We start from the raw sequence: 17,653 nt of genomic DNA, 5'->3' as shown, positions 1-17,653 counted from the left end.
TCGATCAGTCAGGAGCGGCTAGGGGTTGAAGACGCTGGTCGGCACAGCGAACAGGGTGACGACGTTCTGTCCGAAGAGCGTGACCGAGGCAACGATCACGACGGCAATGAGACTCGCCATCAGGGCGTACTCGACAGCGGTGGCTCCGTGGTCGCCTCGGCTCTCACCGAGGCGACCACGTACCAACCCGCTGAGGGTGGCCGTGACGAGGAGCACCATCGACTTCGCCACCTCTCGGCTGCGAATCGAGGAACCGTTGGAGTTGCTGCTCATCACTAACCTCCTGCGATCGGCGGGCCGGTGAGCCCGTCGCTCTCAGCTGGATCAGACGCTGCCGGCGACCTTGTTGAACAGGCCGGAGAGGTTGTTGCCCAGGAGGGAAACGGCAACGATGATGACGATCGCGATCAGGGCGACCATCAGGCCGTACTCAACCGCGGTGGCGCCACGGTCGGCCGTGGCCATGCGTGCCTGGAACTTGGCGATGAACTTGATCATGCTGGTGAGTCCTTTCGAGACCAACGGGCTGCGAGGCGATGCACCTCGACCTCGAGAAGGCTGTCAGGCGAGAGGCACCCGGCGAATCGGCCATCTCGTCACAGTGAGGTGGACCCTTCGTATCCCGAAGATCAACCGAACGGGTGATGCCGGTGTGTGGTCCGGCTCGGGATGCGTCGATCCGGCAGAATTGGGGCATGTCGCCCGGCTCACCCTCAACACTGGTGCGCCGTGGCCACCTCTGGGGCCACATCGTCCCCCTAGCGCTGCTCGCGGCCCTGCCCGTTCTGGCGCTGCGTCCTGTGAGCGACCCCAGTCCATGGCTGCACCTGAAGGTCGGTCAATTCCTCTTGCACGGCAACCGGTTCGGCCTCCCCGACCCTTGGGCGCCGTTCGCGAGCCATGAGTACATCCCGACCCAGTGGTTGCCATCAATCCTCTCTGCCGTCCTTTTCGACAGGTTCGGAAGTGCTGCCGTGGTCTGGGAGCGTGCAGCTGGGATCGCGATCCTTGCCCTCCTTCTCTGGCGCTGGGCAAGCTCTCTAACGCGGCCGTGGGTCGCCTGTCTGACAACGACCGTCGCGATCTTCGCGGCGTGGCCTTCCCTGACGGAGCGTCCACAGCTGGCGGGTTTTGTCTTGCTCGCTCCAGTCCTCATGGCGTGGTGGCGGACAGCCGAGGACCGCCGGCCCCGTTGGTGGCTGGTGCCCTTGACCTGGGTCGCCGCCTCGACGCACGGCGTGTGGGTCATCGGGTTAGGTCTGGGCGGTCTCACGGTCGTCACTCTGCTGATGACGGGCGCCGTGAAGCGCAGAGCGGCAGTTCGGCTTCTTGCGCTGAAAGCCTCGTGCCTGCTGGCAGCGGCGTTGACACCACTGGGCCCGCGCTTGCTCCTCACCCCCTTCGCGGTCGGCTCACAGGCGCGGGAGTTCGTCCAGGAGTGGATGCCGACTTCGGTCCGTTCCCCCCATGTCATGGCGGTCCTGTTGCTGCTCGCGGCCGCATGGCTGGCCTGGCTCTCGCTGCAGCGGCGCCCACCCACGTGGCAACTCGTGAACTGCCTGGTCGCCCTCGTCCTCACTCTCTATATGGAACGCACGGTGGCTGTGGCCGCCATGGTGGCGCTTCCCTTGACGTGCACCGCACTCGAGCAGAGGCTGCCGCGACGCAAGGTAGAGCACTCGAAGCCCAACCTGCGGCTTGGGTGGGTGGCGGTTCTCTTCGGTCTCGTGGTGGCAGTGCCGGTGGCTGGTGCACAAGCAGGGCACCCGAGAGGGACGCCGTATGCTCTTCAGCCGGCTTTGGCCGCACTTCCCACGGGCACGCGGATCCTCGTCGACAGCGACACCAGTGGCTGGGTGATGTTCGCAGCGCCTCAACTCCGTCCGGTCTACGACCTTCGGGTCGAGTCATACACCTCACTTCGCGTCAGGAACTACATGACCATGGTGGCTGCTGAGCCCGGGTGGGAGGGGCTCCTCAGTTCATCGGGCGCCACCGCCGCGCTCGTGAAGGAGGATGCCCCGGTGCGTGCTGCGCTGGCCGGAGAGGCGGGCTGGTCCGACCTCGGCTCCGGTTCAGGGCTGGTGCTCATGCGAAGGCTTCCATGAGCAAGTTGACAGCTTCGACGGCCGACGTCGTGACCAGGAACGAGCCGTCGGATGACCTCGCGAGTGGCGAGGAGCCTCGACTTTTGCGCACGACTCCTCCACTGCTGAGTCTTGGCGCGCTCGGCGTCGTCATGACGTTGGCCCTGGTGAAGGGACTGTCTCCGTTCAGTGAGCCGGATGTCTGGTGGCACCTCAGGGTCGGCGACGTCCTGCGATCGACAGGAGCACTGCGCTTCCACGATCCATCGGCCCGCTTCGCCGACCGTGCATATGTGGCGACACAGTGGCTGCCTGAGGTGCTCACGTCGCTCGGATACTCGAGCTTCGGTCCAGGCTTCGTCCTGTGGCTGCGCGCGGTGGCCATCGTCGCTCTCGTCGCCATCGTCTACGTGCTATGCCGTCGCTACGCCGGGCGTCTGCCTGCAGCCGTGGTGAGTGCCCTGGCGCTGGTGGGCGCGGGTGGAGGGTTGAACCCACGACCTCAACTGGTGAGCTTCGTGCTGTTCGCCGTGACCCTCCACGCCTGGTGCGGCATGGCTGCCGACCGGAGGCCTCGCTGGTGGTTGGTCCCGGTCTTTTGGCTGTGGGCGTGCTCGCACGGTCTCTGGACATTCGGCCTCGCTCTTGGGGGCCTCGTCCTGGTATCCCTTGTGGCCGACCCGGCTACCCGACCGTCACGGAAGGAAGCCACCAGGCTCGCCATTCTGTGGCTGTCGTGCCTCGGGGCCGTTCTCGTCACACCCCTTGGGCCCTCCCTTGCGCTGACGCCGTTCGAAGTGGCGGACAAAGCCACGATGATCGCTGAAGAGTGGCGGGCCACCCCGCTCAACAATGTGTTCTCGTGGGCCGCGCTCTCCATGGTGACTGCGTGCGCGGTTCTGTGGGTTGTGAAGCCGCGCAAGCGACCGTTGTGGCACATCGCCCTCCTAAGTTTCGCGGGGTTTTGCGTCCTCTGGATGTGGCGTCTGGTGCCCTTGGGGTGCATCGCGGCCGCACCTCTCCTTGCAGGCGGGCTTCAGTCGCTCACCACCGCTGGACGGGAACGCCTCTCGACCCGTGAGGTTCGAGCGCTGGCGGCTAGCGTCGCGGTGCTCACCGTCATCGCGGCAGGCATGTGCGCAACTCCGATCGGGAGACAGGCACAGCACTATCCAAGTCGGCTCGACGCTGTGGACATGGAAATGGACGCACTGCCGGCGGGAACGGTGGTCCTGAATGACTTCGGCATCAGCGGCTGGCTCCTGTGGCGACACCCGAGTCTCGTTCCTACGGCGGACCTTCGGGGTGAGATCTACTCCAACGCCCATCTTCGCGCTTACGTTGATGCGCTGGAGGCGAAGCCCGGGTGGCGAGCTTTCGTCGATGAGACGGGTGCGGGGGCGGCACTGCTCACCAAGGACTCAGCGCTGGCTGATGCCTTGACGCATCGCCTTCGCTGGACGAGCGAGGCATCCGGGGGGAACTTCGTCCTGCTGACTCGGCCAACCCGGTGAAGCGGCTCCTGAAGGAATACGGTCCCGCCCTCGCGATCTACCTGGTCACGCGACTGCTGGCCGTCCTCTTCGTGGTGGCGACGTCGCCGGGCAGGGTCGTCCACATGGAGGCCCTGCCCGGTTACCACTCGGTCGGGCCAGCCATCCTGCCGGCTGACTACGGGACCGTGATGACGTCTTGGGACAGTCAGTGGTACTGGGATATTGCCCAGAACGGCTATCCAGATTCTGCACGAGGCGCTGACGGGCAGCCACAGCAAACCTCACTCGCCTTCTTCCCCCTCTACCCCATGCTCGTGCGACTCCTGATGGCGATCACGAAACTTGATTTTCCGATCGTCGCCCCAACGCTGAGCCTGTTGATCGGTGCCGCCGCTGTTCTGGTGGTGTACCGACTCACCGCCGAAGCGACAGGCCGTGGCCAAGCCCTCTCGGCGGTCGCCCTCCTCTGTTGCTTCCCCGCAGCACCCATCTTCCAGGCGGCCTACACCGAGAGCCTTGCGCTGCTATTGGTCGGGTCTGCGTTGCTCCTGGTCCTGCGACAACGTTACTGGTGGGCGATCATCCCGGTTCTCCTCCTGGGGTTGACCCGAAACATCAGCTTGGTGCTCGCGCCAGTGATCGCGCTTCATTGGTGGGTGCGTGTGGCTCGGCCTCTCCGCAGACGGGACGGCCGCATCCCTTGGCCGCCGGTTTCGCTCCTGGCGTTGTTCACGGCCAGTGTCGCCGCCACCGGCATGTGGCTGCTTCTCGCCGGAGCGATCACGGGGGAACCCGACGCCTACCTGACGACCATGAAGGCGTGGCCCGGGTTCACCTCTTCCCCCTTTGATCCGCCGTGGCTGGCTGCGGCTCATCGCACGGGTGCAGCTGGTTGGGTAGTCCTGGCCGTGCTGGTCCTCAGTTACGCAGGGCTGCTGCTCCGACTGGCTCAGCGCTCACCTGGGCCCGAACTCTGGGGATGGGCAGCGACGTATCCGGCTTACATCCTCATGACGACGGGGGCCACCTGGAGCATCGTCCGGTACCTGCTGCTGTCCTTCCCCATCGCGCTCGCCCTTGTGCCAGGCCCGCAAAAGGGGAACAGCAAGATGATGCGAGCGTCCCTCGTGGCGGGGCTTTGCCTGCTAGGGATCGCGGCCCAATGGGTCTGGGTCAGCAAGCTGCTTGTTTATGCCGGCCCGCAGGGCGGCTGGGGCTTCCCCTGACCACGCTTCTCAGGTCGCAGGCACCGCGAAGTCCGTACCCTTGGCGACATCGAGCCAGCTACTGCCAGCCCGTAAGAGCACTTGGCCGCTGTCGGTGGTGACGACGAGTCCACGCTCCCCGTTGACGGTGGTGATCGACTGTGCCGCCGGCACGTCCGATGCTTCGGCGGCGGTAGTCCGCCCACCGATCTGGCTGATCCAGACGCGCACCGGTGAGGTGCTGGCCATTCGGCCGAGCAGCGCCACCCGCGTCTCATCGATCCAGACGAGGTCTCTCACCAAGGTCAGAGACGGCGCCAGGGCCACTGGCTCCGCCAGGCTCTCAGGAGTTCCATTGGCCGAGCGCACCACGCCGGCCACGTCAATGCGCGGCTTCGCTCCGGCAGCATCTGCGGACACGACGGCTGCTCGTTGGCCGTCTGGGGAGAGCCGGACCGCCAGAATCGACCTGCCCCTCAGCCACGGTGCGGCAACCTGGGTCGGACGAGCCCGTGCCGTGTCCTCAGGGTCGACCCGCGTGTTGACGACCCACAACCCTGAGGATCCATCGCTCTGGCCTCCCACCCACAGGAAGTCCTGACGGTCGTACGAGGGACGCGTCAGCTGGGTGGCGAAGCGTCCGACTCGGATCTGGCGACCTTCCCGCCATCGAGAAAGCTCAGCGCGGTCACCGCCGACCGCGGCGGTGTCCTTCCCATCCTTCGAGGCAGCCAGCCAGACCCAGCCCGGCGCGATGCTGCTCGGCGTGGCGCGGCGTCGAGCCGGGCCGGCATCGCGGTCCTCGCCGATGCGAGCGGGGTCGACTGTGAACACGTCGCCGTTGGAAGTGCGCAGCAGGGGTTGCGCCGCGGGCGCTGCTGGCGTCTGCGGGAACCCGAGGTCCGCCAGGCTCGCCGGAGCCTTCTCAACACCGGGCAGGTCAAGGTCGGAGCCCTCCACCTTCAGCGCAACCCGGTCCACCTGGGGGACCTGCGACAGCGTGGCCACGAACTGGGCCCACAGGTTCTGCCGGCGAACCGGATCGCCGCCCGGCTTGGTGGCGGTCAAGTCGACGGTGGCGACACCGTTGTCCACCGGCACCGCGTCAACGGTGAGGCGGGTGCCCACCGGCACATCGCTGCGGACAGCGCCGCGCAGGTATGCCGGCGGCGAGCCGAGCTGGGCCCGGGCCAGCCGCGTGGCAAGCCCCTTCCCCACGAAGAACCAGCGGACATCCGGGACCAGGCTCCGGTCGAACGTCGAGACGTAGTGGATGCGGAAGGGCTGGTAGAGCCTGTCCACGTCGGACGCGCTCAGCCACAGCCCGAACCCTTCAGGGACGGAGCTGATCCGCCACTCCCCCGCAACCTTCTGGAGCCCGAACGTGGCCTCGACCGTGGTGCCGGCGGGCAGATCGCGGTACCGGCCATTGGCGTCGATGCTGGCCGAGACCTTGGCCACTGCCTTCACCGTGTTCTCGCTGACGGCTTTGACGGAGACAGCGGAGTCGTCCGTGAACACCATGATGGATGAGTCGGGCCGCCATGTGGTGCCTGACGAGAGCGAGAGGAAGGAACGGGCAACCTCGTACTCCTCGTCGCTTGCCGCGCCGGCCCGGAGAAACCCCTGCACGATCTGCTGCGCCGAAGAACCCGAAGCTGGACCCGGGAAGAGGATCTTGACCGGGTCCGCTGCTGCCGCGCCCACCTCCAGGCCGGGGCGCACCGGCGAGTCGCTGGAGATGCCGCCACAGCCGGCCAGCACTACGGCCGCGACGACCACGAGGAGTGGGCGGTACCTCACGGCTCGGACCGAGCCTGTCTCGTCGCGGCCGTTCCCCCGGCTCCGGAAGCGGGGGCGGTGCCACTGCCCTCAATGCTCGTGTGACCTCTGGGCCGCGACACCGGCCCATTGGTCAGCGCGGGTTCGAGTGGTAGAGGCGCCTCGTCGATCGGCGAGCCGGCTCGACGCGGAAGGGTCAGCCGGAAGCAGGACCCCGCGCCAGGTTCCCCCCAGGCCTGAAGCCACCCGTCGTGCAGGCGTGCGTCCTCGAGGGAGATCGCGAGGCCGAGGCCGGTCCCACCCGTCGTCCGGGCGCGTGCCGGGTCGGCGCGCCAGAACCGGTTGAAAACGAGCGCGGCCTCACCGGGGCGCAGTCCCACCCCGTGGTCCCGAACGGCGACGGCGACAGCCGACTCGTTGCCGGCGATCCGAACCTCGACGGGCCGGCCCTCCCCGTGCTCCACGGCGTTCACCAAAAGGTTGCGGAGGATGCGCTCGACACGCCTGGAGTCCACCTCGGCAACGCAGTCGCCCTCGGCCGCGACCGAGATCTGGCTGCCGCGGCGGTCTGCGATGGACTGCGCGGCGGTGATCGCCCGGGCGACGGGGTCACGCAGGTCGGTCGGTTCGGCATCGAGAGCAGCTGCACCGGCGTCGAAGCGGCTGATTTCCAGCAAGTCGGCGAGCAGTTCCTCGAAGCGGTCGAGCTCGTTGTTCAGCAGTTCGGCGGAGCGCGCTGAGACCGGGTCGAAGGCCTGCCTCGAGTCGTGAAGGAGGTCTGCGGCCATGCGGATGGTGGTGAGAGGCGTCCGCAGCTCGTGAGAGACATCGGAGACGAACCGCTGCTGAACCCTGGACAGCCCTTCGAGCTGACGGATCTGCGACTGCAGGCTGTCGGCCATCTCGTTGAAGGACTTTCCGAGCATCGCCAGGTCGTCTTCGCCTCGCGAACGCATGCGTTCGTTGAGCTTGCCGGACGACAGCCGCTCCGCCACCACCGCCGCCCGTCTCACAGGGATGACGACCTGCCTGGTCACGACGTAGGCGACCGCACCGACCAGCAGCACCAGCGCCACTCCCCCGAAGGCGAAGGTGTTGGTGATCAGCTTGAGCGTCTGCTCCTCACGCTGCATCGGGAACAGGAAGTACAGGTCGTAGGCACCAGCGACAGGTAGCTCGATTTGCGAGCCGACGAGCACCGCGGGGACGGTGCTGCCCGAGGCGTCGCTGATGCTGGTGAGCTTGTACTGCTGGCGTCGAGGGTTGTCGCTGACTGCCTCACGGAGGTCGTTCGGGATGCTCGGCAGACAGGCCTCGTCGGAGCACACGGTGGCGACGAAGGTCGGGCTGCTGTTGTCCAGTGACCGGGTGAACACCACCTGTCGGCTGGCATCTGCTCCGGGCGACGCCAGCTTCTGCTGCACCAGGTCCCGGGCGAACTGCCCGAGCTGGGCGGCGCTCTCCGTGCTGTCGGTGGCGTCGAAGGCCTGCTGTGCCTCGGTGGCGAGTCTCGAAGCTTCCTGAGTCGCGGTGGAGACCCGGTCCTCCTCCAGCCCGTTGGAGATGGACTGGTAGAGGTACGACCCCAGCAGCACGATGACGAGCAGCCCGAGCAGCATGGTCGTCGTCACCACGCGGAACTGCAGTGAGGAGCGCCACGTGTGCCTCAGGGCTCGAGCGGCGCGCAGCAAGGCAGGCCGGAGGCCACGACCTGCCTGTCGTGCGACTTCGATCCCGCGCGAGCTGGTCGCCCTCCACCGCGAGGTCGGCCCCGGGTGAGGCCTGGCCGACCCGGTCATGGCTAGCTCGGGCCTGCCTTGTAGCCGACACCACGCACGGTGACCACGATCTCAGGCTTCTCAGGGTCGTGCTCGATCTTTGAGCGGAGCCGCTGCACGTGGACGTTCACGAGCCTGGTGTCACCGGCGTGCCGGTAGCCCCACACCTGCTCCAGCAGCACCTCTCGCGTGAAGACCTGCCACGGCTTGCGAGCGAGAGCCACGAGGAGGTCGAACTCGAGGGGGGTCAGCGACAGTGCCTGGCCGTCGCGCTTGACCGAGTGTCCGGCCACGTCGATCACGAGGTCACCGATCTCGAGACGCTCCGGCTCCGGCTCGTCACCACGACGGAGCCGCGCCCTGATCCGGGCGATCAGCTCCTGCGGCTTGAAAGGCTTGACCACGTAGTCGTCGGCGCCGGACTCGAGACCAACCACCACGTCAACGGTGTCGGTCCGTGCGGTCAGCATGACGATGGGCACCCCGGACTCCGAACGAATTCGTCGGCACACCTCCATGCCGTCCAGCCCTGGCAACATGACGTCGAGGAGCACGAGGTCAGGCTTGGCCTCACGGAAGGCGCTCACAGCGGCGGCGCCGTCGGCGACGTGTGACACCTCGAGACCCTCGTTGCGAAGCACGATTCCGAGCATCTCTGCAAGAGCCAGGTCGTCATCGACGACGAGTACGCGACCCTTCACGTGCGTCTGCCCTCCCACCTGGGACCAACGGATTTCATCACGAATCATCACACAGTCGGGGTGGACGCTTGCACGCGACATCCCAGTCGCTCATGCGGAACGTTCGGTTGCCCTCCTCTGGCCGAACGGACGATTTCCGCCCGACCGGGCGAACGGCAGGATTCCCGTGGACGCACGACTCCGTGTCCTGGAGGCAGAGGAACAAGACATGAGCTGGCGACACCCCAGGCATCAACGACGCAGAGACCGCGGGGCGGCTGCTGTCGAGTTCGCCCTCGTTGTTCCCATTCTGGTGCTGCTCGTTGGTGGAATCATCGACTTCGGGTTTGTCTTCTCGCAGCAGATCGCCCTCAACAACTCCGCCCGGGACGCTGCCCGGGCTGGCGTCGTCACAGACCTTGCCGGCAACGGTCTCACGTGCACTCAGATCGGTGACAGGGTCAAGACCAGTCTTCAAAGTGGCGCGGTGGGTCTGGCGAGCGGATCAGTGGTACCCACGGTTGAGCGCTTGGACTCGGGCGGCAGCCCCGTCGGGTCCGCATGTAGTGCGGGGGGCAACAAGCCTTGCACTGGCTCCACGGTGGGCCAGCAGTTGAGGGTGGTGGCGACCTATCCCTCCAAACCTCCATTCCCGCTGCCCTACATGAATCCCATTAATCTGACCGGCCAGGGGGTCTTCCAGTGCGAGTACAGCTGAGGTCCAGCTCACGCGGGCGGGAACGCGGAGCGGTCGCAGTGACCGTCGCCCTGATGACCATCCCGCTGCTCATCCTCGCTGCCTTCACGTTGGACTTCGGCATGACCTACGCCCAGGCGCGGGCCTTCAGCACCGGCGCCGACAGTGCTGCTCTGGCGATCGTGAACGCCAAGCGAAGCATGATCAACGCGCAGCCGTCGGTCCCGACCAACTGCCGCACGATCGTGGACAACGATGCGGGCGCTTCTCTGACCCTGGCCAAGGCGCAGGTCGACAAGAACGGGCCGTTCGGCCTCGACACCACGTCGGGAAACATCTCCGTGTCCATAAACCTGCAATGCCTGGACAAGAACGGTAACGCCGATGACAACGGCATGCTCAAGGCCACAGTTCGCGTCCAGCGTGACGTGCCCACGTCGCTGGGCCGCATGGTCGGCGTCTCCTCTGTGCACGCCGACAAGGACGGGAGCGCCGCCCTCGGCGTGGCGCGCCAAGTAAGCGGAGTGTTTCCCTTGGCCATTTGCAAGGCCGAAGCCGATGAGATCGCCAACAATGCGACCTTAGCCGGCTCCCCGTACCCGATTGAGACGATCGCGGTCGACAAGGTCTGGAACGCGGACTGTTCGGCTGGCAGCAACGGCTCAGGGAACTGGGGGTGGCTGAACTGCGGGGACGGACTCAGCGCAACCGATATCGGGTCCTACATCTCCAATGGTTGCAAGGCGGACCTCACACTCACGGGCACTCCCCCCACGCTCACCGTTAATGGGGCGCCTGGAAACAAGATCAACTCGGGCAACGTGGCTGGACCTTTGAGCGCCGTCCTGGGAAAGACGTACGCATTCCCCGTCTATAACAAGATCTCCGGAAATGGCGCCAATACCAATTACACCATCATCGCCTTCATCCAGCTGAAGCTCATCAGCTACGACGGTGATGGCAACATCAAAGTGCAGTACGTCTCGTATAGCCCCGTTGGAGACATCAACAACCTCTGCGGCATCGGAAACATCCAATGCACCGCCTACAATGCTTGGGCCACGGGACTTGTCAACTAGGTGCCTGCGGCGGCAGATCCTTTGTCGCCGCATAGCCTGACCGTGCGAGGTTCGGAGTATTGTCAGCAAACATGTCGGGGCTCGCTTCAGGGGTGAACCCTGGGAGAAAGGGCTGTTACGTCGAGCCTTCAGGCGGGACCGGAGCCACGCCGCCCGTGCCGGAGGAAAGCGCCCAGGACCTTCAGACTTACCGGCTTGGCCGAAGGCCAGCGCTTGACGGCTTGCGAGGGCTGGCGGTGACAGCGGTGATCGCTGGTCACAGCCTTCTGCCGCTATGCGCTAACGCGGGCACCGTGGGGGTTACCTTCTTCTTCGTACTTTCTGGCTTTCTCATCACGCGGCTACTCTTGGAGGAACAAGAAGATCACCGGCGCATCGATATTCGAGCGTTCTATGTACGCCGTGCCCGGCGCCTAGCTCCTGCTCTGTTGATCTTCCTGCTCTTCACTAGCGCCGCTCACAAGGTGGCGGGCGACTCGTTGTGGCCTGTCGTTGCGTCTTTCGCGTATGTAGCCAACTTCGCGGCCATCAGCGGCCTCCCCATGCACTTGCTGCAACACATGTGGTCGCTCTCGATGGAAGAGCAGTTCTATCTGCTGTGGCCCATGTTGATGGCCGTCCTCTTGCCGCGAGGACGACGGCGACTGCTTCTGGTGCTTTGTCTGGGTCTGATCCTTTGCGTGGGGCTTCGTGCCTGGTTGACACTCAGCGGTGCGCCGTCGTCACGCGTAATGTTTGGACCGGACACGCGAGCAGACGCGCTGATCATTGGCGCAATGCTGGCGTTCTTCCTCCCCCACCTGACGGATTGGCCCTTGGGCCGCATAGCCTCTTACGCAGCCTGCGTGCTGGCTCTGAGCCTCCCTTTGGGCCCCCAGGGATCATGGACCCTTCTCCCTGTTGCCTTGGCTTCGGCCGGGGTAGTCGGCTGGGCAGCCACAGTGTCTGCCTCTAGGCGTCCCAGCCGTGCAGCGACGGCACTGGCACGAGGGCCCATAGCAGCACTTGGGCGCATCTCCTACGGCGTCTACCTCTGGCATTTTCCCATTGCCATAATCCTCGCCGCGAGAGTCCCGCACGTGTTGGGGGCAATTCTCACTCTGTGCCTCAGCACTGCTCTGGCGGCCGCATCCTGGCGTTACGTCGAAGTACCGATCCTTCGACGGCCCGTGCGCGGGCTCGCAACAAGGGGAATGCGCCAAGGTCCGTGACATCTTCTCCCTGAGTTCACACAACATTGCCGGCTTGAATTCCTTCGTATGACCGTACGCAGCGAAGGGATGGCGTTGTTCTCGGCGTGCCTCGAATCAGTTCAGGAAGAAACCACAAGCCAAGTAGTGACACCCCCTGGACGCGTAACGAACGTAGCTCGAAGGTGCCACGAAGTGGGCCAGGCTTCGGCTTTGCCGAAGCTGCTTGTGTCTTTGCCTCGGCGAGTTCGGGCTTCGACGCCACCTCTGCCCGTCCATTCGTCGCGAGCTGACAGGAAGGCGGGGACCAGCTAGGGCGCCGAGGCCCGTACAACACGGATTCTCGGGACACAGGCGTACCTGGCTTGGACCAGGGGCGGCGAGGCCGATGACAAGACCGTCGGTTGGGCCGCCTCGCGGAGGAGGCTGCACTCCTCGGTGACACTCAGCGGCGGCTGGGGTGTTCTGGCTGAGGTGCGGTCAACCCTGTAGAAGTCCAACAGAATTCGGCTAATGGTGTCGTCGAGAGGGACGCCCAGCCACGCCACCTGTGCGTTCGCGGCTTCTGGGGAAGTGACGGCTGCCAGGACTTCGGGGCCACGAACCGTCGACCAGGCACCAATAAAGGCTCCTGCCGGGTTGACGCAGGCGAACGCTACTGCCAAGGCAGCCGCTGACGTGCCGAGAACCCGAGCTGGGCGGGCCACGGCGCCCATAGAGTGCCCGGCCAGCGCTGACCAAGCCATGACGGCCACAGCAGCGAGCGGGCCGAGTCCGAGCGCCGCGGAGTGCCACAGCAATTTACTCGGGTAGTAGACGAAGAGACCGATCCTCGCTTGCAAAGCGACTGCGATGGCGGTGAGCGCCGGCGTGGCGGTCATCACCCATAGCAGAGTGATAGAGCGGTCGCCTCGGCAGCGCACCGCGAGAACACCGCAACAAAGTAACCCCCCAAGCACCAACGTCACGGGCACGGGCGCCTTAACGCCGGCGTCCGCCGCATGGTTGATGCCCACATCGCGAACGACAGCGAGGATCCCGGGGAGGGCCACCACCGCAGCGATTAAGCTCGAGATGACCGCAACCGCGAAGCGTGCTCCGCGTGCGAACCGGACGAGCCGCCTGACCTGTTGGACGAGGGCGACGCCGAGCGCCGGCAGCAGTAGCTGCCAAGCGTTGGCACAGACAACGATGCCCATGAGCACGACGACAAATGGCCAAATGCGCGTCTCAGCCGGCTCCATCGCGTGCCGCGCAACCACCGCGAGCACGATCGCCCCTACGAACGAGTTCTCGAAACCGAGAGCCTGATAGGCAGACAGGAAAGGCGGCCAAAGCACCATGGTGGCAGCGAGGAACCCGGCCGTGCTCGCATGGGCCGCGGACAGGCCCGCACGCCTCGCAGCTTGGAGGGCGAGCGCCCCCATAGCGATGCTCAGCACGGCTGGCAGACACCAGGCTGCAGTCGCCTGCACGTCGATGAGGGATCGCAAACCAGCCCGGTCCAGTCCGCCCCCGGTCGACGACCACACCGCAGCAACGAGGGTGTGCCACGCCCGCGGGTAGCTTTGGTCGGCATACGAGAGGTTTCCCACCGCTCGCTCCTCTGCCACGTAAAGCAGGTGTCGCACGTGGTCCCCGTTGAGGAACCATTCGGATCGCTCCCCCAGCGGCACCAAACGGGTGGCCAAGGCATACCCAACGAGAACGAGCCCCGGGATCCACGGGGCAACGGGGAAGCCCCTCAGGGATGACGCACTTGCCACCCGCTGCGGGTATGGCAACCATGCGGATGCGGCCAATAACGTCACGACAAGAAGGAACAGCCTACTTCCCAACGCAGTCGCGAAGGGACGAAGACCTAGTACCGCACAGAGCTCGCCCAGCGCGACGGAGACGGCTAGAACCGCAAGAAATACGTCGGGAACGGCCGCGAGCACGCGCGCCGCGTTCCGGCCTGTTCGCGCTCTTTGGTCCCCCCTTCGTCTGACCATGATGGGAGGCTATGCGACATGCCTGCGACAGGAGTGCTGGCTCCTCATTGAACAGGCGGCTTTCAGCGACGATCGTCCGTTCGGCCTAGGTTGGCTACCCTATTCGGTTCCGTTCCCAGGCCCTCGCCCAGACTGGCACTGGCCCGGCCTAGCCTCAGCAGGATACAGACCACGGGGACGGGAGACAGCATGGCCGCGGTACCGGCGCCGGCCGAGATCGGTTTCGTACGGGCTCGGAAATCTACTGACGGTCGTGTCGTGCGATTCGCACTCGTCGGAGTCGGCAGCACTCTCGCACACCTCGCTCTGTTTACTGTGATTTTGGGTGCTGTCGAGAAGAGCCAGCTCGCTAACCTCATCGCTCTGGCCGTCGCAACGGTCGCCAACACGGCTGCCAACCGCCGGTGGACCTTCGGGATCCGAGGAAGCACGGCTGTGGTGCGCCAGCATTTCCAAGCGTTCGTGCTCTTCTTCATTACCTGGGGGCTGTCATCGGCAGCTCTGGGCTTTCTTCACCACGTCTCGGCGGCCCCTCGGCCACTCACCCAGGTTGTCGTAGTCGCCTTGTCGATGGCGGGCTCAACCTTGCTCCGCTTCGCAGGCATGCGCGCGTGGATCTTCCGCCAGACCCAATGACTCTCACGTCCATGGCGCTGCCCAGATGCCCAGGTGTGGATCGACGTATAGGCGTATTGCTTCGGCGGGAAGGCGTTTGCAAGGCGCTGCTATCGAATGCCGATCTCCCGCCACAGGTTCATCCATGACCGCAGAAGGAACCCACAGGCGGCCACCCAGTCAGTGCCCAGCCGAGATCAGTGCCAGCGATTGCACTGCTGCCGACTCGGACGTCGGCCTCACGCTTGCCGAGCGGGAACTGCGGGTTCCGACATCCCCTTGCCTGGGGTCGACTGACGTCTCTACCCGCCCGACAAAGGTGGAGGAAGACAGCCGTGAGAGCTTTAGGCCGCCCCACCTGAACCGCTCACCCGCGCTCGATGGGATGAGAGGACTTGCCGCTCTGGCGGTTGTCCTGACCCATTTCGCAGATTACTGGGGTGCTCTCCCATGGTGCCCTTTGGGCGGCATGGGCGTCCTAGTCTTCTTCGTCCTCTCCGGATACCTCATCGCGCGGGTCACCGTCCGCCAAGGGCATAGTTGGGCTGTTTACCGTGCCTTCGTCCGGCGCCGAGCGGTTCGGCTTGGCCCAGCCATCGTGACCATGAGTGTGGTGGTGCCACTCCTCCTGTGGCTGGACGGAATGCCGCGCCAACGGGCATTGGGCGAGGCCTTCCGGACGGCCACGCAGACCACGGGACTGAGTTCCCTCTTTGGCTGGGAGGTCCACCCGGCCCTGCAACCTCCCTGGAGCCTCACCACGGAGTGGCTCTTCTACCTTGCCTTCCCTTTGGCGGTGCTAGTCGCAAGGCGTCGAGGGGCGGGCACCGACGCCTTGGGCCGAATCATGCTGTGCGCCGCTGCGGGGTTCTACATCTGTGCCTTGCCGCTGAATCATGAGCAGTTCTATTCGGTCCCCCTGTCCAACGTGGGCGTCATGTGCGTTGGCGCAGCCCTCGCATTCGCACACGAGTCGGACTGGGCGGGGCCCGCACTCATTACTAGTGGACCAGGGCCATACGCAGGACTCGCCATGGTCTTGATATTTGTGCTCCTGCCCGGGTACGGGGCCAGTTGGGGCTACGCCGTGGCCGTCCTACCGGCAACCGCCTTGGCTGCGGCGGTGATGATCCACGGAGTGCATCACCGCCACCCGGTCCTTCGCGTCCTTGCGCTGCGACCGCTCGTCACCGTGGGGGTCCGCTCTTACAGTCTCTACCTTTGGCACGTGCCGGTCATGTGGTTCGTGTGGCGCGCTGTCGGAGGCCATGGCCTGATCCCGATGTTCCTTCTTGGTGTCCCCCTCATCGCACTCGTCACGACGATCAGCTTCATCTGCCTGGAGCGGCCAGCGCTTCCCGCACGGCAGTGACGACGACGCGAAACGGTCGAAGCAAGGACCCTCACGTGAGGCTCGGAGAGATGCGTATGCCGCCCGCTCGGGTGAGCGGGCGGCATACCGGTGCGTTCCTGAACCGGCGGGCTCAGTAGCGGTAGTGCTCCGGCTTGTAGGGGCCGGCGACATCGACGCCGAGGTACTCGGCCTGGCCCTTGGTCAGCTCGGTGAGCTTGGCGCCAAGGGCGTCGAGGTGCAGGCGCGCGACCTTCTCGTCGAGGTGCTTGGGCAGGACGTAGACCTTGTTCTCGTACTCGCCCGGCTTCGTCCAGAGCTCGATCTGGGCAATCGTCTGGTTGGAGAACGAGTTGGACATGACGAACGACGGGTGGCCCGTGGCGTTGCCGAGGTTCATCAGGCGGCCCTCGGACAGCACGATGATCGAGGAGCCCGACTCGAAGGTCCACTCGTGGACCTGCGGCTTGATCTGGGTCTTGGTGATGCCGGGAACCTTCGCGAGTCCGGCCATGTCGATCTCGTTGTCGAAGTGGCCGATGTTGGCGACGATCGCCTTGTTCTTCATCTGCTGCATGTGCTCGGCGGTGATGACGTCGTAGCAGCCGGTGGTGGTGATGAAGATGTCGGCGGTGTCGACGACGTCCTCGAGACGAGCCACCTGGAAGCCCTCCATGGCGGCCTGCAGGGCGCAGATCGGGTCGACCTCGGTGACGATGACGCGGGCGCCCTGGCCGGCCAGGGACTGCGCGCAACCCTTGCCGACGTCGCCGTAGCCGCAGACCACGGCGACCTTGCCACCGATGAGCACGTCGGTGGCCCGGTTAAGGCCGTCGATCAGGGAGTGGCGGCAGCCGTACTTGTTGTCGAACTTGGACTTGGTGACCGAGTCGTTGACGTTGATGGCCGGGAAGAGCAGGTTGCCGGCCTCGGCCAGCTGGTAGAGGCGGTGGACACCGGTGGTGGTCTCCTCGGTGACGCCCTTGATCCCCTCGGAGACCTTGGTCCACTTCTTGGCGTCGGCCTCGAGGGTCCTGCGGACCAGCGACTTGAAGACGCCGAACTCCTCGGAGTCCTCCTCGGTGGTGGGGGGCACCTGGCCGGCGGCCTCCCACTCGCGGCCCTTGTGGACCAGCATCGTGGCGTCGCCGCCGTCGTCGAGGATCATGTTCGGCCCGTCGCCGTTGGGCCAGGTGAGGATCTGCTCGGTGCAGTCCCAGTACTCCTCGAGCGTCTCGCCCTTCCAGGCGAACACCGGCACGCCGGCGGGCGCCTCCGGGGTGCCGGTGCCGACGACGACCGCCGCGGCCGCCTCGTCCTGGGTCGAGTAGATGTTGCACGAGGCCCAGCGGACCTCGGCGCCGAGGGCGGTGAGGGTCTCGATGAGCACGGCGGTCTGCACGGTCATGTGCAGCGAGCCGGCGATCTTGGCGCCCTTGAGGGGCTGGCTCTCGCCGAACTCCTCGCGCAGGGCCATGAGGCCGGGCATCTCGTGCTCGGCGAGGCGAATCTGGTGACGGCCGGCCTCGGCGAGGCTCAGGTCGGCAACCTTGTAGTCAAAAGACATGGAGATACTCCTGTGGGTCTGACTTGTTCGGTGTGCGACCCGGCGTAGCCCATCTGGGCGCGCTGAGCGGGTTATCACCCACGCCGGCAGTTCTCCAGTCTAGCGGGGCAACGCTCGCGGACCCCAACCGAA

Annotated in this window: 15 protein-coding genes; 8 read left to right on the top strand and 7 right to left on the bottom strand. The window is 65.6% G+C overall.

Annotated elements, in window-relative coordinates:
* Nucleotides 1-18: 18 nt before the first annotated feature.
* On the bottom strand, nt 19-273 hold the full coding sequence (locus tag BMW78_RS14955) for a Flp family type IVb pilin (protein WP_091761360.1): 255 nt from the start codon (nt 271-273) through the stop codon (nt 19-21).
* Nucleotides 274-324: 51 nt separating this feature from the next.
* The gene (locus BMW78_RS14950; protein ID WP_091761358.1) at nt 325-498 is read right to left on the bottom strand and encodes a Flp family type IVb pilin; all 174 of its coding nucleotides are present in this window, start codon (nt 496-498) and stop codon (nt 325-327) included.
* 197 nt (nt 499-695) lie between these two features.
* On the opposite strand from BMW78_RS14950, the gene BMW78_RS14945 reads away from it, so the two are divergent.
* The 3 genes from BMW78_RS14945 to BMW78_RS14935 are packed head-to-tail and all read left to right on the top strand — an operon-like array spanning nt 696 to nt 4,809.
* Nucleotides 696-2,108: a hypothetical protein gene (locus BMW78_RS14945; protein ID WP_143056273.1), complete on the top strand. Its 1,413-nt coding sequence runs from the start codon at nt 696-698 to the stop codon at nt 2,106-2,108.
* Complete coding sequence (locus BMW78_RS14940) at nt 2,105-3,601, top strand: hypothetical protein (RefSeq protein ID WP_091761354.1); 1,497 nt, start codon at nt 2,105-2,107, stop codon at nt 3,599-3,601. Before BMW78_RS14945 ends, BMW78_RS14940 begins: the two co-directional genes overlap by 4 nt.
* Nucleotides 3,598-4,809, top strand: a complete 1,212-nt coding sequence (locus BMW78_RS14935; RefSeq protein WP_091761352.1) for a hypothetical protein — start codon at nt 3,598-3,600, stop codon at nt 4,807-4,809. Before BMW78_RS14940 ends, BMW78_RS14935 begins: the two co-directional genes overlap by 4 nt.
* A 9-nt stretch (nt 4,810-4,818) precedes the next feature.
* Here BMW78_RS14935 and BMW78_RS14930 read toward each other — a convergent pair whose 3' ends face one another.
* The 3 genes from BMW78_RS14930 to mtrA all read right to left on the bottom strand — a co-directional run bounded on the left by BMW78_RS14930 (nt 4,819) and on the right by mtrA (nt 9,097).
* The gene (locus BMW78_RS14930; protein WP_143056272.1) at nt 4,819-6,570 is read right to left on the bottom strand and encodes an LpqB family beta-propeller domain-containing protein; all 1,752 of its coding nucleotides are present in this window, start codon (nt 6,568-6,570) and stop codon (nt 4,819-4,821) included.
* A gap of 17 nt (nt 6,571-6,587) precedes the next feature.
* Nucleotides 6,588-8,189 carry an MtrAB system histidine kinase MtrB gene (gene mtrB, locus BMW78_RS14925; protein WP_425439062.1) on the bottom strand — a complete coding sequence of 534 codons (1,602 nt, stop codon included), beginning with the start codon at nt 8,187-8,189 and terminating at the stop codon, nt 6,588-6,590.
* A gap of 182 nt (nt 8,190-8,371) precedes the next feature.
* Nucleotides 8,372-9,097 carry an MtrAB system response regulator MtrA gene (gene mtrA / locus BMW78_RS14920; protein WP_177180412.1) on the bottom strand — a complete coding sequence of 242 codons (726 nt, stop codon included), beginning with the start codon at nt 9,095-9,097 and terminating at the stop codon, nt 8,372-8,374.
* Between the two features lie 160 nt (nt 9,098-9,257).
* On the opposite strand from mtrA, the gene BMW78_RS14915 reads away from it, so the two are divergent.
* The 3 genes from BMW78_RS14915 (at nt 9,258) to BMW78_RS21410 (ending at nt 12,015) form a co-directional block, all read left to right on the top strand.
* Nucleotides 9,258-9,746, top strand: a complete 489-nt coding sequence (locus BMW78_RS14915) for a TadE/TadG family type IV pilus assembly protein (RefSeq protein WP_091761495.1) — start codon at nt 9,258-9,260, stop codon at nt 9,744-9,746.
* 53 nt (nt 9,747-9,799) lie between these two features.
* On the top strand, nt 9,800-10,804 hold the full coding sequence (locus tag BMW78_RS14910; RefSeq protein ID WP_143056271.1) for a Tad domain-containing protein: 1,005 nt from the start codon (nt 9,800-9,802) through the stop codon (nt 10,802-10,804).
* A gap of 71 nt (nt 10,805-10,875) precedes the next feature.
* Complete coding sequence (locus tag BMW78_RS21410; protein WP_091761343.1) at nt 10,876-12,015, top strand: acyltransferase family protein; 1,140 nt, start codon at nt 10,876-10,878, stop codon at nt 12,013-12,015.
* Nucleotides 12,016-12,305: 290 nt separating this feature from the next.
* On the opposite strand, the gene BMW78_RS14900 is transcribed toward BMW78_RS21410, so the two are convergent.
* On the bottom strand, nt 12,306-13,589 hold the full coding sequence (locus tag BMW78_RS14900; RefSeq protein ID WP_091761341.1) for a hypothetical protein: 1,284 nt from the start codon (nt 13,587-13,589) through the stop codon (nt 12,306-12,308).
* Nucleotides 13,590-14,246: 657 nt separating this feature from the next.
* Here BMW78_RS14900 and BMW78_RS14895 point away from each other — a divergent pair.
* Both BMW78_RS14895 and BMW78_RS21405 read left to right on the top strand, forming a co-directional pair.
* Nucleotides 14,247-14,624 carry a GtrA family protein gene (locus tag BMW78_RS14895; RefSeq protein WP_177180410.1) on the top strand — a complete coding sequence of 126 codons (378 nt, stop codon included), beginning with the start codon at nt 14,247-14,249 and terminating at the stop codon, nt 14,622-14,624.
* 25 nt (nt 14,625-14,649) lie between these two features.
* Nucleotides 14,650-15,975 carry an acyltransferase family protein gene (locus tag BMW78_RS21405; RefSeq protein WP_091761338.1) on the top strand — a complete coding sequence of 442 codons (1,326 nt, stop codon included), beginning with the start codon at nt 14,650-14,652 and terminating at the stop codon, nt 15,973-15,975.
* A gap of 112 nt (nt 15,976-16,087) precedes the next feature.
* Here the strand turns inward: BMW78_RS21405 and ahcY are convergent, their stop codons facing one another.
* On the bottom strand, nt 16,088-17,521 hold the full coding sequence (gene ahcY / locus BMW78_RS14885) for an adenosylhomocysteinase (protein ID WP_091761336.1): 1,434 nt from the start codon (nt 17,519-17,521) through the stop codon (nt 16,088-16,090).
* Between the last annotated feature and the right edge of the window lie 132 nt (nt 17,522-17,653).

It is taken from the genome of Pedococcus cremeus, from assembly GCF_900111375.1.
Classification (GTDB): domain Bacteria; phylum Actinomycetota; class Actinomycetes; order Actinomycetales; family Dermatophilaceae; genus Pedococcus_A; species Pedococcus_A cremeus.
This window is presented reverse-complemented; position numbering and strand designations above follow the sequence as displayed.

What these genes read in the sequence shown, in the direction of transcription:
- BMW78_RS21405 (WP_091761338.1), top strand. Translation starts at nt 14,650, where the DNA reads ATGCCCAGGTGTGGATCGACGTATAGGCGTATTGCTTCGGCGGGAAGG.
- BMW78_RS14940 (WP_091761354.1), top strand. Translation starts at nt 2,105, where the DNA reads ATGAGCAAGTTGACAGCTTCGACGGCCGACGTCGTGACCAGGAACGAG.
- BMW78_RS14950 (WP_091761358.1), bottom strand. Translation starts at nt 498, where the DNA reads ATGATCAAGTTCATCGCCAAGTTCCAGGCACGCATGGCCACGGCCGAC.
- BMW78_RS21410 (WP_091761343.1), top strand. Translation starts at nt 10,876, where the DNA reads ATGTCGGGGCTCGCTTCAGGGGTGAACCCTGGGAGAAAGGGCTGTTAC.
- mtrB (WP_425439062.1), bottom strand. Translation starts at nt 8,189, where the DNA reads ATGCTGCTCGGGCTGCTCGTCATCGTGCTGCTGGGGTCGTACCTCTAC.
- BMW78_RS14915 (WP_091761495.1), top strand. Translation starts at nt 9,258, where the DNA reads ATGAGCTGGCGACACCCCAGGCATCAACGACGCAGAGACCGCGGGGCG.
- ahcY (WP_091761336.1), bottom strand. Translation starts at nt 17,521, where the DNA reads ATGTCTTTTGACTACAAGGTTGCCGACCTGAGCCTCGCCGAGGCCGGC.
- BMW78_RS14910 (WP_143056271.1), top strand. Translation starts at nt 9,800, where the DNA reads ATGACCATCCCGCTGCTCATCCTCGCTGCCTTCACGTTGGACTTCGGC.
- BMW78_RS14945 (WP_143056273.1), top strand. Translation starts at nt 696, where the DNA reads ATGTCGCCCGGCTCACCCTCAACACTGGTGCGCCGTGGCCACCTCTGG.
- BMW78_RS14955 (WP_091761360.1), bottom strand. Translation starts at nt 273, where the DNA reads ATGAGCAGCAACTCCAACGGTTCCTCGATTCGCAGCCGAGAGGTGGCG.
- mtrA (WP_177180412.1), bottom strand. Translation starts at nt 9,097, where the DNA reads ATGATTCGTGATGAAATCCGTTGGTCCCAGGTGGGAGGGCAGACGCAC.